Source organism: Nonomuraea sp. NPDC003707 (assembly GCF_053587055.1).
Map to the genome: position 1 here is coordinate 574,008 of NZ_JBSFNK010000002.1, position 13,199 is coordinate 587,206.

Annotated in this window: 13 protein-coding genes and 1 riboswitch; of the genes, 3 read left to right on the forward strand and 10 right to left on the reverse strand. The window is 71.4% G+C overall.

Annotated elements, in window-relative coordinates; all coding sequences use genetic code 11:
- Positions 1-323 precede the first annotated feature (323 nt).
- The 4 genes from ACWDRB_RS06700 to ACWDRB_RS06715 form a co-directional block, all read right to left on the reverse strand.
- Positions 324-1,613: an RNA polymerase sigma factor gene (locus ACWDRB_RS06700; protein ID WP_449892126.1), complete on the reverse strand. Its 1,290-nt coding sequence runs from the start codon at positions 1,611-1,613 to the stop codon at positions 324-326.
- 99 nt (positions 1,614-1,712) lie between these two features.
- Positions 1,713-2,153, reverse strand: coding sequence for a YciI family protein (locus tag ACWDRB_RS06705; RefSeq protein ID WP_449892127.1), 441 nt, complete (start codon positions 2,151-2,153; stop codon positions 1,713-1,715).
- Positions 2,154-2,232: 79 nt separating this feature from the next.
- The gene (locus ACWDRB_RS06710) at positions 2,233-2,967 is read right to left on the reverse strand and encodes a TetR/AcrR family transcriptional regulator (RefSeq protein WP_449892129.1); all 735 of its coding nucleotides are present in this window, start codon (positions 2,965-2,967) and stop codon (positions 2,233-2,235) included.
- Positions 2,968-3,031: 64 nt separating this feature from the next.
- Positions 3,032-3,895 carry a LysR family transcriptional regulator gene (locus ACWDRB_RS06715; protein WP_449892130.1) on the reverse strand — a complete coding sequence of 288 codons (864 nt, stop codon included), beginning with the start codon at positions 3,893-3,895 and terminating at the stop codon, positions 3,032-3,034.
- A 71-nt stretch (positions 3,896-3,966) separates the two neighbouring features.
- Here ACWDRB_RS06715 and ACWDRB_RS06720 point away from each other — a divergent pair, with 71 nt between their 5' ends.
- A complete protein-coding gene (locus tag ACWDRB_RS06720) occupies positions 3,967-4,773 on the forward strand; it encodes an alpha/beta fold hydrolase (RefSeq protein WP_449892131.1) in 807 nt (268 codons plus the stop codon).
- On the opposite strand, the gene ACWDRB_RS06725 is transcribed toward ACWDRB_RS06720, so the two are convergent.
- The 4 genes from ACWDRB_RS06725 to ACWDRB_RS06740 form a co-directional block, all read right to left on the reverse strand.
- Positions 4,739-5,485, reverse strand: a complete 747-nt coding sequence (locus ACWDRB_RS06725; protein WP_449892132.1) for a YoaK family protein — start codon at positions 5,483-5,485, stop codon at positions 4,739-4,741. The genes ACWDRB_RS06720 and ACWDRB_RS06725 overlap by 35 nt on opposite strands.
- Positions 5,486-5,679: 194 nt before the next feature.
- A complete protein-coding gene (locus ACWDRB_RS06730; protein WP_449892133.1) occupies positions 5,680-6,366 on the reverse strand; it encodes a CHAP domain-containing protein in 687 nt (228 codons plus the stop codon).
- A 13-nt stretch (positions 6,367-6,379) separates the two neighbouring features.
- A riboswitch (cyclic di-AMP (ydaO/yuaA leader) is annotated at positions 6,380-6,517 on the reverse strand.
- Positions 6,518-6,634: 117 nt separating this feature from the next.
- Entirely contained in the window at positions 6,635-7,588 is a 954-nt protein-coding gene (locus ACWDRB_RS06735) for a Gfo/Idh/MocA family protein (RefSeq protein ID WP_449892135.1), read from the reverse strand.
- A 19-nt stretch (positions 7,589-7,607) separates the two neighbouring features.
- Positions 7,608-8,429 (reverse strand): aldo/keto reductase, encoded by an 822-nt coding sequence (locus tag ACWDRB_RS06740; protein WP_364247214.1) that lies wholly within the window; start codon positions 8,427-8,429, stop codon positions 7,608-7,610.
- Positions 8,430-8,526: 97 nt separating this feature from the next.
- On the opposite strand from ACWDRB_RS06740, the gene ACWDRB_RS06745 reads away from it, so the two are divergent.
- Both ACWDRB_RS06745 and ACWDRB_RS06750 read left to right on the forward strand, forming a co-directional pair.
- Positions 8,527-9,471: a hypothetical protein gene (locus ACWDRB_RS06745; RefSeq protein WP_449892136.1), complete on the forward strand. Its 945-nt coding sequence runs from the start codon at positions 8,527-8,529 to the stop codon at positions 9,469-9,471.
- Positions 9,472-9,473: 2 nt separating this feature from the next.
- Entirely contained in the window at positions 9,474-10,634 is a 1,161-nt protein-coding gene (locus ACWDRB_RS06750) for a DUF6716 putative glycosyltransferase (protein ID WP_449892308.1), read from the forward strand.
- Between the two features lie 347 nt (positions 10,635-10,981).
- On the opposite strand, the gene ACWDRB_RS06755 is transcribed toward ACWDRB_RS06750, so the two are convergent.
- A complete protein-coding gene (locus ACWDRB_RS06755; protein ID WP_350726837.1) occupies positions 10,982-12,217 on the reverse strand; it encodes a polysialyltransferase family glycosyltransferase in 1,236 nt (411 codons plus the stop codon).
- Positions 12,217-13,197 (reverse strand): glycosyltransferase family 2 protein, encoded by a 981-nt coding sequence (locus ACWDRB_RS06760; RefSeq protein WP_449892137.1) that lies wholly within the window; start codon positions 13,195-13,197, stop codon positions 12,217-12,219. The genes ACWDRB_RS06755 and ACWDRB_RS06760 overlap by 1 nt, the downstream gene beginning before the upstream one ends.
- Positions 13,198-13,199: the final 2 nt, after the last annotated feature.

Genomic DNA, 13,199 nt, shown 5'->3' on the forward strand with positions numbered 1-13,199 from the left:
GGCGGTTTGTCACTCTAGAACCGGATTTTTCGCGTTATACCTCGCAAAGGGCGGCTTGGGAGCGCTCCCACCTCAAGAGGCATCTTTTGTGTCGCATCAAGGGCATGTCACCCGCACCCACCACGCTTTCTCCCGGTCACCTCACCAGTGAGAACCCCGGTCGGAAGCCCGGGGCCGCACCCGTGGGTTCGGGGCGAACAGCACGGCCTTCCGCAATATCGCAAAGGCGGCCTGCCCGCGTCCTGGCTGGAGCTGACGCCCGGCGGCTGCACGAAAGCTCGGGCCAAGCCTGAACGCGGAGGCGCCACCCTGTGGGTCGCCCCCTATGATCGGCAGGCGGTGGCGCGTTCCTGGAGGAGGGTGCGTTCGCGGGCGTTGCGGGTCATGTCCGCCGCCCTCTCGAACTCGGTCCGGGCCTCCTCCTTCCGGCCCAGCCTGAAGAGCAGGTCTCCTCGTACGCTCGGCAGCAGGTGGTAGTCCTTGAGGGACGGCTCGTCGGCGATCTGGTCGAGGAGCTGGAGGCCGACCGCGGGGCCGTAGGCCATGGAGAGGGCGACGGCCCGGTTGAGCTCGACGATGGGGGAGCGGGACAGCTTGGCCAGCGCCTCGTACAGGCTCGCGATGCGTACCCAGTCGGTGTCCTCCGGGTTGAGAGAGCGCGCGTGGCAGGCGGCGATGGCGGCCTGGAGGGTGTACGGGCCGAGCGTGCCGTCCCCCAGCTTCTCGGCCTGGTCCAGGGCGGTGAGGCCGCGGTGGATGAGGAGCCGGTCCCAGCGGGCGCGGTTCTGGTCGAGGAGGAGGATGGGCTCGCCGGACGGGCTCACGCGGGCCGCCGATCTGGACGCCTGGATCTCCATGAGGGCGACCAGGCCGTGCACCTCCGGCTCCTTGGGCATCAGGCCGGCCAGGACCCGGCCCAGCCGGAGCGCGTCCTCGCACAGGGCGGGACGCATCCAGTCGTCGCCGGCCGTCGCCGAATAGCCCTCGTTGAAGATCAGGTAGATGACCTCCAGGACCGATTCCAGGCGCGCCGACAGCTCGGTGGCTTGGGGGACCTCGAAGGGGATCTCCTTGTCGGCCAGGGTCCGTTTGGCGCGGACGATCCGCTGCGCCACCGTGGACTCCGGGACGAGGAACGCCCGGGCGATCTCGTCGGTGGTCAGGCCGCCGAGCACGCGGAGCGTGAGGGCCACCCGGGCCTCCACGGAGAGCGCCGGGTGGCACGCCGTGAACACCAGCCGCAGGAGGTCGTCCTCGATCTCGTCCACCTCGGGCAGGTCCTCGTCCGTGTCGAGCCGGTGGCCGAGCTCGATCAGGTTACGTTCGAGGCGTTCGTTCCTGCGGATCAGGTCGATGGCGCGGCGCTTCGACACCGTCATCAGCCAGGCGCCGGGGTTGCGGGGCACGCCGGACTCCGGCCACTGCTCCAGGGCGGCGACCAGCGCGTCCTGGGCCAGCTCCTCGGCCAGGCCGACGTCGCGCACCAGCCCGGCGAGCCCGGCGATGAGCCGGGCCGCCTCGATCCGCCACACAGCCTCGATGGCCCGATGGGTCTCCGTCCCACGGCGGGGGGTGGCCTGGGTTCGGGCCTGGTCGTCGGTGTCGGAAGCCATCACCGGCCCATGAGAGCAGCACGAAGGCGCCGATGGCAACCCGAGTCCCGTCTCCTGAGTGCGTGCCTGACAGTGCCGGGGCGGGCGCGTGCGGGTGGGTCAGGGGTTGGGCGTGTCGGCGCCGAGGCGGTCGCGTAGTGCTTGTTCGCGTTCCCGCTCGTCCGCGGGCAGCGAATCGTCCGGTACGTCCGAAGCGTCGAACACCCGCCACACGTCCAGCCCGATCCCGTCGTACCCCGGCGGCACCGGCACGCGCATCGCCCATTCGATCGCCTCTTCCCGGGACTTGACCTGGATCAGCCAGAAGCCGGCGATGAGCTCCTTGGCCTCGGCGAAGGGGCCGTCGATCACGGTCGCCTTGCCGCCGCTGTACGCGATCTGGACCCCCTGCGAGCTCGGGTAGAGCCCTTCGGCCGCCAGCAGCACGCCCGCCTTGGTCAGCGCCTCGTTGTAGGCGTGCATGTTGTCCACGACCTCTTGGCTGGGCAGCGCCCCGGCCTCGGTCTCCGCGTTGGCCTTGCCGACGATCATGAATTTCATGGGTGTCTCTCTTTCCGGTTCGAGCTCTCGTCGAACGCGTCGAACGGCGACAGGCGGGATCGACACGTACGCGAGAGATTCAATTCGCGAACAGCCGGGCCGCGATGCCGTCCAGAACGTACTCGAGCCCGGTCTCGAACTGCCAGCCCGGCCGGTCCTTGTGCCTGCCCTCGTAGATGTACTGCCGGAAGCCGGGGTAGCGGCCGGTGTCGAGGAGGTAGGTGAGCTGCGGGGCCAAGCTGAGGTAGACCTGCTGCTCGCTGGACCAGCCCTGACCCGCCATGAGCCGGCGCATCGCGATCTCGGCGCCGGTGACTCCCTGCGTGTAGGAGCTCACGGTGTTGACGACGGCCATCTTGGTGTCGGCGTCCAGGTCCAGGCCGTCGACGGCGCGCAGCGAGCGTTCCGCCACCGCCAGGCGGTTGGGGGTGACGGCGAGAATCGCGCTCGGCGGGAGCTGGGCGAGCCAGAGGTGCTTCAGCACCAGCTCGCGCGTCCTGACGGCGATCTCCCGCAGCGTCTCGCGCCATCCCGCCGTCTCGCCGGGCAGCTCCAGCTCGCCGTAGACGTGGTCGGCCATCAGCTCCAGCAGCTCGTCCTTGCCCGACACGTACCGGTACGCGGCCATCGGGGCGACGCCCAGCTCGGTGGCCAGCCGCCGCATGGTGATGGCGTCGAGGCCCTCCGCGTCCGCGACGCCCACGGCGGCGGTGGCGATGCGGTGCGGGGACAGGGTCTGGCGGGGGGCGGGCGCCGGGCGCTCGAGGCGGGCCCACAGCGGAGGCCTGTCATCGGGCTTGCGCGGGGCAGTCATGGATCGCCCTCCTCTCGACGAGTTTGTGTACAACGTATCAGAAGTAGACAACGTACACTCTGATCTACAATGTAAAGGAGCCGAGCTGGTCGAGAAAAACGCGTGCGGTCGGGGCGCAGTCGTCCGCCGACGGAACGGCCAGGGCCAGCGAACGGGTCATCTTCGGCTCCAGGGGCCGGGTGACGACGGCGCCCAGGTCGGCGGGGAGGCCGAGGGTCGGGACGATGCTGACGCCCAGCCCCGCGGCCACCATCTCCAGGATGGCGGCGGGGCCGCTGGCCTCGAAGGCGACGTCGAGCCGTACCTGGGCCGTCAGCGCCGCACCCATGATGAGGGGACGGCAGCCGGCGGTGGTCAGGATGAACGGCCTGTCCTCCAGATCGGCGAGATTGACGGCCGGGCGGGCGGCCAGGGGGTGGTCGGCGGGCAGCACGGCGACCATGTCGTGGGTGCTCAGGTGGACGGTGTGCAGGCCGGGCGCGGGGAGGGTGACGACGCCGACCTCGGCGGCGCCGCGGTGCAGCCATTCGCGGATGTCGTCGTCCATGCCCTCGAAGAGGCGTACGCGGACCTGCGGGTAGCGGTCGGTGAACGCGCGCAGCAGCTTGGCGACGAGCGTGCCGGTGGCGCTGGGGAGACTGGCCAGGCGGAGTTCGCCGGTGATCTGGCCGCTGGCGGCGGCCACGTCGGCGCGGATGAGGTCGAAGTGGCGCAGGCTCTCGCGCGCGCGGGCGAGGGCTCGCCGGCCGGCCTCGGTGAGGGCGATGCCGTCGCGGTGGCGGACGAACAGGGCGGCGCCGAGCTCGCGTTCGAGGGCGGCGATGGCGCGGCTGACTGCGGGCTGGGACATGCCGGTGTGCTCGGCGGCGGCGGTGAAGCCGCCGTGTTCGGCGACCGCGACCAGGGCCCTAAGCTGCGCCAATGTCATACCGACATACCTTAATTGATATTTGACCGGGGCACTTCCAGAACATGATGGTTATGTCCATGTTCGAGCGAATGACGATCGAAGTCGACGGCCGCGTGGCCAGTTATCTGACGGCGGGCGAGCGGGGCCCGGTGGTGTTGCTGTTGCACGGCACGTACTGGAGCCGGGTCTGGGCGCCGGTGATCGACGGGCTGGCGGCGGCGGGGCTGCGTCCTGTGGCGGTGGATCTGCCGGGGCTGGGGCGTTCCGGCGGGGAGCTGACGGCGGAGACCGCGGCGGTTCCGGCGCTGGCGGCGTGGGTGGCCCGGTTCGCGGCCGCGGTCGGCGCGGGGGAGCGGCTCTCGGTGGCGGGGCACGACATCGGCGGTGCGGTCGCCCAGCACCTGCTGGTGGAGGGGAAGCCAGAGGTGCGGCGGCTGGCGCTGGTCAACTCGGTCACATACGACTCCTGGCCGGTGCCCGGCGTGGCCCGTTACCGGGATCCGGCCGTGGTGGCGGCCACGACCGTGGAGGAACTGCTGGCCGCCCGCCGCAAGGCGGTCACCACCGCGCTCGCCCGGCCGGCCACCGAGGCGGAGCTGGCCGATTACCTTGATCCGTGGAACGACCCGCGGGTGGGCCGGTCGTGGATGGCGCTGGCGGGCGCGGCCGACAGCCGTTACACGCTGGATCTGGTGCCCGCACTCAAGGCCGATGGGACGCCGAAGCTGCTGGTGTGGGGGGAGGACGACACGTTCCAGGAGGTCCGGTACGCCGAGCGCTTCGCCGCCGAGGTGCCGAACACGACGCTGGTGCGCGTTCCCGGGGCGGGGCACATCCCGATGGAGAACGATCCGGCCGGGGTCACCCGGGCGCTGGCGGAGTTCTTTCTCGGCTGAGACCACTGCGGGCGACGAGGGCGACGGTGGCGAGCAGGGCCAGGGCGGCCGCCAGGGCGGGTGCGGGGCCGGTCGTGAGGTGGAGGAGGGCGCCAGTCAGGGCGCCGAGGAACATCGCGGCAATGGAGGCGGATCGACGCAGGGCGGCCCGGCCCGGCGTGTCGGCGGCCAGGCTCGTGAGGGTCGTGGTGAGGACGTTGGTGACCAGGTCGGGTACGCCGAGCGCGCGTACGGACGCGTTCTGCAGGCCCATGCCGCAGGCGAGCAGCACGATGAGGGCCGCCTGGGACCAGGTCGTGCGGTGTCCGGCCGTGAGGGCGATGGCGAGGGTGGCGGCGACGAGGAGCGCGTGTACGGCGGTGGCGGCGGCGAACGCCCGTCGCGGGTTCGCGGTCCGCCTGATCACCCGGCCGGCGCTCCAGGCGCCGGCTCCGAAGGCGACGAGGGCCGCCGGGGAGGCCCATCTGGACATCTGGGCCTCCCCGGCCAGGGCGAAGCTGAGGAAGACGATGTTGCCGGTCATGTTGGCGACGAAGACGCGGCCCAGGCCGAGGAAGCTGACCGCGTCCACGAGGCCGGTGACGAAGGCCAGGAGGATCAGCAGGGCGGGCAGGACGCCGTGCGGGTTGGCGCCGCGCGGGAAGAGCCCGTCGGCGACCCGTCGCAGCCCATTCCGGACCAGCCTTCCGGGGCGTCTGCGCGCGGCTGGCATGGCGGGCGGCTCCTTGGCGAGGTCGCGGGCGGTTCGCCTCGGGTCTTCCCCGGTGACGGGCCGCCGCACTCGCGGGGGTGAAACGCGACGAGCGCGCGTCCCGTTGCGGGACGCGCGCTCGTTCGGCGCTGGGGGAAGGCCGGCCAGGAGGTGCCTGGGGAGGTCCGGCCTGGAGGCGCCGGGGGAAAGTCCGGTCAGGAACGGTACTGGGGGTAGCCGTAGCCGACGACCTGGGACTTGGGACGGACGCGCTCCTCGACCTTGCCGTTGCCGGTGTTGCCCTCGACGGTCGAGATGGTGCCGTCGCCGTTGTCCTTCTCGACGAACCCGACGTGCTTGATGTCGTTGAGGTTCTTGCTGCCGCTCCACGAGAAGTACACGATGGCGCCGGGCTTGGCCTCGGTGCCGAAGCGGTGGTTGGCCTGGAACCACTTGGCGTGGGCGACGGTCCAGGCGTCCCAGCCGATCTGCGAGCGGGCGCCGGTCTGCTCGCCCACCCAGGAGACGAACATCGCGCACCAGGCGGCGTTCAGGTAGTCGGCGCGGCTGCCGCCGTCACGGGCGATGGTCTCCGCGGCGCGCTGCGAGCCGGCGTACCAGCGCTGGAACTTGGTGCCGCCGCCGGCCGCGTTCTCGGTGATGCCGACCTGGGACTTGGCGAGCGCCAGGACCTGGCCGGCGGTGACGCCGACCTTGGTCTCGCGCGAGCGCTCGGCGTGGTCGGCGACGGTGGCGGTGCCGGCGACGGTGTCGATCGGCTGCTTGTCCGCTGCGGTGGCGCTGGTCATGTGGGCGCCGAACGCGGTCCCGAGGATGGTGGCGCCGAGAAGGGCGCGGGCGATGTTGGTCTTCGCAGCAGAGGTAAAGCGGATGTTGGCCATCGAGGGGGTTTACTCCTTGCTTCCATGCCGCTTACCGGGTTAGCTGACGGGTTCGGACGTGGAAGCTGCCCTACGGCACCGAAGTGCCGATTCACCCCAAAGGACGTGGGTCCCCGGTTCCGCCCGAGGGCGGATTCAGCGGTCACAGGACGTTCCTGTGATGTGTCGTGCGATGGTCGGACAAGTCCGGACAAACCGGACGTATGTCTCAAGAATGCCTCAAACGTAATGCATAAGGCAAGAGCGTTACAAATCGATAAAGGTCCAGCTAGGCGACCTGCCTGCGAGCCTCGGCCAGAAGCCCCATCATGGCAAGGGATTCGTCGAGCGGCATGATCGAACTTTCGGTCCTGCCTTCGGCCGTCGCGGCCCGGACCTCGCGGAGCTCCCCGGTGTACCCGTTGTCCGCCGGATCGAGGATGTACTCCTCCGGCTCCATGGAGGGCCCGGAGAGCAGAATCCGCGGCGTGGCCCAGAACGGTGCCTGGAGGTCCGCCCGCATCTGAGTCCCTACAACACTGGCATGGTTCGGGTAATTCCCGAGCAACGAAGTCTCCACGAGAGCCTTCCTGCCACCGGGGTAGAGCAGCACGCCGCCGGCCTCCGCGTCGACGCCGTTGGGCGCCAGAGTGCCGGTGATCCGCAGGTCGGAGGGCATGCCGAGGATCAGCTGGGCCAGCCCGAACGGGTAGATCCCCAGGTCCAGGAGCGCCCCGCCGCCGAGCTCCGGCGCCCACAGCCGGTGCTCCGGGTCGTAGGGCTTGGCGAAGCCGAAGGAGGCGTGCACCGAGCGGAGGTCGCCGAAGCGCTCGTCGGCCGCGATCTTCTGGACGAGCGGGTTGAACCGCATCCACATCGCTTCCATCAGGAACACGCCCGCCTCGCGCGCCAGGCGTACCATCTTCTCCGCGTCGTCCACGGTGGCGGCCAGCGGCTTCTCGCACAGCACGGCCTTGCCCGCGGCGATGGCGACCTCGGCCACCTCCAGGTGCTGGGCGTGCGGCGTCGCCACGTAGATCGCGTCCACGGCCGGGTCGGCGCAGAGCCGCTCATAGGAGTCGTACGCGGACTCCGCCCCCAGAATGGCGGCCAGTGCCTGCGCCCGCCCCAGGTTCCTCGATCCGACGGCGGCCACCCGCATGCCCGGTTCGGCCGCGATGGCCGCCCCGACGGTCCGCGCAATATTCCCTGTCGCCGCTATGCCCCACGCAAAATCCCGCACGCGGGAGATCGTAGACGAGTCAGGTCATGTTGAACGTGTCGGGGTCGGGTCCGATCCGCTGGCCCCTGTTCATCGCGCCGATGGCGGCCATGTCCTCGGCGTCGAGGATGAAGTCGAAGACGCCGATGTTCTCGGCGATGCGCGCCGGGGTGACCGACTTGGGGATCGCGACGTGGCCGAGCTGCAGGTGCCAGCGGAGCACGATCTGCGCGGGCGTCTTGCCGCACTTGTCCGACAGCTTGGCCAGCGCGGGGTCGTTCAGCAGGCCCTGGCCCTGGCCGAGCGGGCTCCACGCCTCGGTGAGGATGCCGTTGGCCTCGTGGAAGGCGCGCAGCTCGCGCTGCTGGAGGTACGGGTGCAGCTCGATCTGGTTGATGGAGGGCACGAGGTCGGTCTCGTTCATGAGGCGGGTGAGGTGGGCGATGCTGAAGTTGGAGGTGCCGATGGCCTTGGCGCGCCCGTCACGGTAGATCTTCTCGATCGCCTTCCAAGCCTGCACGTACTTGTCCTGCTGCGGCACCGGCCAGTGGATGAGGAAAAGATCGATGTAGTCGAGGCCGAGCCGGGCCAGGGACTCGTCGAAGGCCGCCTCCGCGCGGCCGTGGTCGGCGTTCCACAGCTTGGTGGTCACGAACAGCTTCCGGCGCGGCAGCTCACTTTCGCGTACGGCCTGCCCCACGCCTTCTTCGTTGCCGTACGCGGCGGCGGTGTCCACGTGCCGGTAACCGGCCTTGAGCGCGGTCGTGACGGCCCGCGCGGCCTCGTCGGCGGGGACCTGCCAGACGCCGTAGCCGAGCTGCGGGATCTGCACGCCGTCGGTGTTGAGCATGAGCGAGTTCATGCTCTCCATTGTTCACGTCGCGTTTCTGGTGGCTTAAGGCGGCGGGGCTAGCTTGAAGCGGTCGTGAACGGGCCATCACCCGGCTGGGAGGACAGGAGTGGTCGAACAGGCGTCGGCCTGGGTGGAGTCACCGCTCCAGATGCTGTGCGCCGTCGAGGCCCATTACGCGGGCGTGCTCGGCCCCGAGACGGTGGTCGTGCCGCGCGCCGGTCTGAGGCCGTTGAAGGCCACGCGTCGGGAGCTGAGGTCTCTTGGGCTGCCCGACGGCCTGGAGCTGGCGGAGCCGCGTGAGCGCATGCCCAGGCGCGTGCAGGCCGTCGGTGACGCCTTCTCCGGCAGGGTGCAGATGCGCTGGCTCACCTCGCGTCCCGGACGCATCGTCATCGTGGACGACGGGCTGGCCACGCTCCGGCTGCTGGAGCTGCTGGCCGCGGGGCCGTACCGGCCGCTGCTGCGGGCCAGGGCCCAGCCGACCAAGCTGCGCTCCGTGCTGGGCCTGGCGGCCGCGCTGCGGCTGCGCCTGAGCGACGTGTCGGTCTTCACCGCCCTGCCCGTGGACGAGGCCCTGGCGGACGGCGTACGGCGGGCCGGGATCAACCTGGTACGCCACCAGTTCGACTGGCTGCGTGCCCAGCCGCCCAGCGCGGAGGGGCCCGCGGAGCGCACGGTCGTCCTCGGCACCTCGCTCGTCCGCAACGGGCTCGTGCACCGCGACCACTACCTGCGCTGGCTGACGGACCTGGCGGCCCAGGAGCCGCTCGCGTACTACCCGCACCGCCGCGAGGACCCCGTGGACGTGGCCCTGATCAGGGAGCGCCCCGGCATCACCGTGCACGACGTGGGCGCGCCGGCCGAGCTGACGCTGCGCGGCCTGGACGCGGGCCAGCGCGTGCTCAGCCTGCCCTCGACCGCGATCACCTCGCTGCGGGTGCTGCTCAGCCCGCGCGGTGTCGCCGTGGAGCCCGTGGACGTTCCTGAGGACTGGTGGACCAGCAGGGCGGCCCCCGCCCTTCGCTCGCATCTGACAGGAGTGTCCGGTTGAAAGTGTTGGCGGTCGCCGACTCCGACTCGTATCTGAAGTGGGCGGCCTGCCTGCTCGGCGACCTTCCCCCCGGCGGCACGGCGGAGCTCGTGGTGGTGCGCACGCCGATCGCGCCCTCGCCGGAGCAGATCGCCGCCGCAGTCGGCGGTCTGGAGCCTCCGCCGGTGGTGTCGGCGCGGTCCGTGCGGCGGCTGGCCGAGCGCATGCGCCCGGACGTGGTGCTCGTGGCCTGCACGGGCCCGGTGGTGGACGTGCTGGTGGCCGACGTGCTCGGCGACCTGCGGCCGCGGCCGGTGTTCGTGAGCGGGCTGCCGGGCATCTCGGTGCCGGCGACGGAGAAGGCGTGGTTGTTCCGCAGCGGGTGCGACCTGTTCGTGGTGCACAGCGAGCGTGAGGTGGCCGAGTTCTCGGAGATCGCCGGCCGGCTCGGCGGGGGAGGGGCGGTGGGGCTGGCCAGGCTGCCGTTCCTGCGCTCCGACGTGGTCGCCGGGGGCGGGAACCGGGTCGTGTTCGCCACCCAGGCCAAGGTGCCGCGGGAGCGCCAGGACCGCGAGCGGATCCTGCTGGCGCTGGCCGAGCTGGCCCGGCTGCGGCCCGAGCTGGACGTGGTGGTCAAGCTGCGGGCCCTTGAGGACGAGCGGCAGACGCACAACGAGCGCCACCACTACCAGCGGCTGTGGCGGGAGATGGGCGAGCCGGGGCGGGTGGAGTTCGCGGCGGGGTCGATGCACGACCAGCTCGAACGGGCGGCCGGGTTCGTCACGGTGAGCTCGACGGCGGCGCTGGAGGCGATCGCGCTGGGCGTGCCGTCGCTGGTGCTGGAGGACTTCGGCGTCAGCGCCGAGATGATCAACCTGGTGTTCGAGGGCAGCGGGCTGCTGGGCACGCTCGACGACCTGGCGAAGGGCGGCTTCCGGGCGGCCTCTCCCGAGTGGTGCGAGGCCAACTACTTCCACCCGCCGGCGCACAACGACTGGGCCGGGCGGCTGGCCGGGCTGGTGGCGGGCGGGTCGCGCGTACCGGCCCGATCGCTGCTGGACGGGCCGGAGCACGCGGCGGCGCGGCGGCGGGCCAGGCTGCGGGTGGAGGTGCATCCCTCGATGCTGCGGGCAGGCTACCGGGCCAAGCGCCGCATGCGCCGCTACCTCAAGGTGCTCGGTTGACCGCCGCCCTCCCGACCCGGCGAGCCCACCGCCCCACCTGAGCGGCACGCCCGGCCCTCCGAGGGATCGCTTGAGGTGCGGCTCACGCGCGCCCGTTTCCCCGAAGAACCGCCTGAGACGCGGCCATTCGCGCTCCTTTCCCCCGAAAGGACCGCAACCCCGGGCGGCGGGAGAGGGTCCCTCCCGTCGCCCGGGGTTGCGGTCCCCTCGGAAGCGCGGTGGCGGGGCCGGGCGCGGCAGCGGGATCGGCCGGGGTCGCGGTTCCCGAGGAAGCGCGGTGGCCGGAGGCCTCACGCAGAAAGGCCGCAACCCCGGTGTCGGGGCTGCGGCCTTTCGGGGGAGAGCTGTCAGATCGCCGAGCGGATCTTCCGGCGGAGCCGGGTGAGCGCCGTGGGGCGGGCCACCAGGCCGAGGGTCTCCAGGCGCTTGCGCTTGAAGTAGCGGGCGTCGAACTCGATGCTCGCCGGCCGCAGCTCCGGGTACGTCTCGGCCTGCATGCAGTAGCCCACCGCCCGGACGAGCCCGCGCAGGTCCACCGCCGTCGGGTGCTCGATGCCGCCGTCCGGCGACAGCCGGGGCAGCAGCGCGTCCACGATCGTGACGGGGATCCGGTTGCTGTTCTCGTACGGCGCCAGCCGGTCGAGCACCAGCTCCGTGCCGTACGCGGCCACCTGCAGCCCGAAGTAGCGCTGCGCGGTCAGCAGCCCGGTGGAGAAGCAGCCCACGACCAGTTCGGGCCGCAGCGCCGCGAAGCACACCTCGGCGGGCACGCTCTCGGCGGCCACCGACAGCCGCACGCCCAGGGGTTCGGCCGCGGCCCGCAGGAGCTGGGCGTGGCGCCGCCCGGCGGCCGGGTGCGGCTTGAAGACGATGTCGGTGTAGCCGCGCGCGGCCAGGGCCTTGAGCATCGTCTCGTGCAGCGCCGCCTCCTCCTCCGGGGTGACGATCTCCAGGGCCGACAGGTACTGGCCGAGGATCATCGCCTGCCCGGGCAGCATGTCGGGGGCGGTGGCGGTGACCTCGTGCACGACCGACATGAACCGCTCGTCCGGCAGGATCGAGGGTGCGACGTCGTACTCGCTGAGCAGCAGCGGGGTCAGGCCCGGCACGAGGTCCAGGTGGAACAGGCGGCCGATGCGGCGGTAGATCTCCGCCGGCAGCGGGTCGCGGGTGGGGCCGTAGCTCATCAGGCCGTCGGAGTAGACGGTGATCGGGCAGTCGCGCACCAGCCCGGCGATGGTCCGGGCCGGGGGCACCGCGATGGACTCCAGCACCAGCTCCTCGACCCCGTCCAGGCCCCAGACGGAGCGGATGAGGCGCTCCATCATCGGCACCTCGATGACGCGGGCGCGCCAGTCGGAGGGGTGCAGCGGCGCGATGAGGTCGTTCCACGAGTGCACCGCGTCGAAGCGCGAGCGCAGCACGGCGAAGCCGGGCGACCTGTCGAGCGGCGCCGTCACCTCGGGGATGGCCGCGTTGTTCGACACGATCAGGACGCGGCGCCCGTCGCCGAAGCGGCCGTCGTCGATGGCGGCGGCCAGCGACATCGCGCCGAACAGCGTCGAGGCGTAGAAGACCTTCACTATGTCTCCTCCCGGTCGCGGCGGACCCGGACGTGCGGGCTGGGCGGCAGGTCGGGCACCAGGGCCCGCAGCGTGGTCTCGCGTTCGACGGACATGCGCGCCACCGACTCCGACACCAGTTCGGGGGGCAGGGCGCGCACCATGTGGGCGCCGCGCTCCTCGAAGCGGGAGCGCAGCGCCGGGGTGAACCGGTCGGCGATCTCCAGGTGGTGGGCGAGCAGCGCGCAGAAGTTCCGCACCGCCTTGGGCAGGAACTCCGGCTCGAGATCCTTGAAGACCAGGTCGAACGCGTCGAAGAAGTGCAGCTGGCGTTCGTCGCCGACCTGGGTCAGCGACCCGGACACCAGCCGGCGGTAGAACACCCCGGCCAGCGACACCACCGCGAACGTGGCGGCCTCCCGGTGCAGGCGCCAGATCCACGGCCGGTCCTCGGCGGTGTGCAGGGAACCGGGGAAGTGCAGCAGGTCGCGAAGGGAGCGCCGGTAGATCCCGGCCCACGCGTACGGGTAGTCGACCATGGTCCGCACGCCGGCGGGCAGGATCGCCTCCCGTGGGTCGAGCACCGCGCCCCTCCGCGCCATGGGGGCGCGGTGCACGACCCGTTTGCGGCCCTCGACCTGCACGTGGTCGGCGCGTACGAAGTCGCAGCCGAGCCCGTCGATCGCCTCGACGAGCCGTGGCAGGTAGCCCGGGGCGAGCCAGTCGTCGGCGTCCATGAACGTGACGTACCGGCCGGAGGCGGCCGACAGGCCCGTGTTGCGGGCGTCGGCCAGCCCGACGGGGGCCGGGTTGCGCAGCATGGTCAGCCCGGGCAGGTCACGGGTGAAGTCGTCGACGATGTCCGCGGTGGCGTCCGTGGACCCGTCGTTGACGACGATGAACTCGAAGTCGTGCCGGGCGTTGCGGCAGAGCGACGACAGTGTGTCGGCGATGTACTTCTCGCCGTTCAGCACCGGCACGACGACCGAGAGAGTGATCAAGA

Coding starts and splice junctions, on each gene's coding strand:
- ACWDRB_RS06700 (WP_449892126.1), bottom strand. CDS start 1,613: ATGGCTTCCGACACCGACGACCAGGCCCGAACCCAGGCCACCCCCCGC.
- ACWDRB_RS06705 (WP_449892127.1), bottom strand. CDS start 2,153: ATGAAATTCATGATCGTCGGCAAGGCCAACGCGGAGACCGAGGCCGGG.
- ACWDRB_RS06710 (WP_449892129.1), bottom strand. CDS start 2,967: ATGACTGCCCCGCGCAAGCCCGATGACAGGCCTCCGCTGTGGGCCCGC.
- ACWDRB_RS06715 (WP_449892130.1), bottom strand. CDS start 3,895: ATGACATTGGCGCAGCTTAGGGCCCTGGTCGCGGTCGCCGAACACGGC.
- ACWDRB_RS06720 (WP_449892131.1), top strand. CDS start 3,967: ATGACGATCGAAGTCGACGGCCGCGTGGCCAGTTATCTGACGGCGGGC.
- ACWDRB_RS06725 (WP_449892132.1), bottom strand. CDS start 5,485: ATGCCAGCCGCGCGCAGACGCCCCGGAAGGCTGGTCCGGAATGGGCTG.
- ACWDRB_RS06730 (WP_449892133.1), bottom strand. CDS start 6,366: ATGGCCAACATCCGCTTTACCTCTGCTGCGAAGACCAACATCGCCCGC.
- ACWDRB_RS06740 (WP_364247214.1), bottom strand. CDS start 8,429: ATGAACTCGCTCATGCTCAACACCGACGGCGTGCAGATCCCGCAGCTC.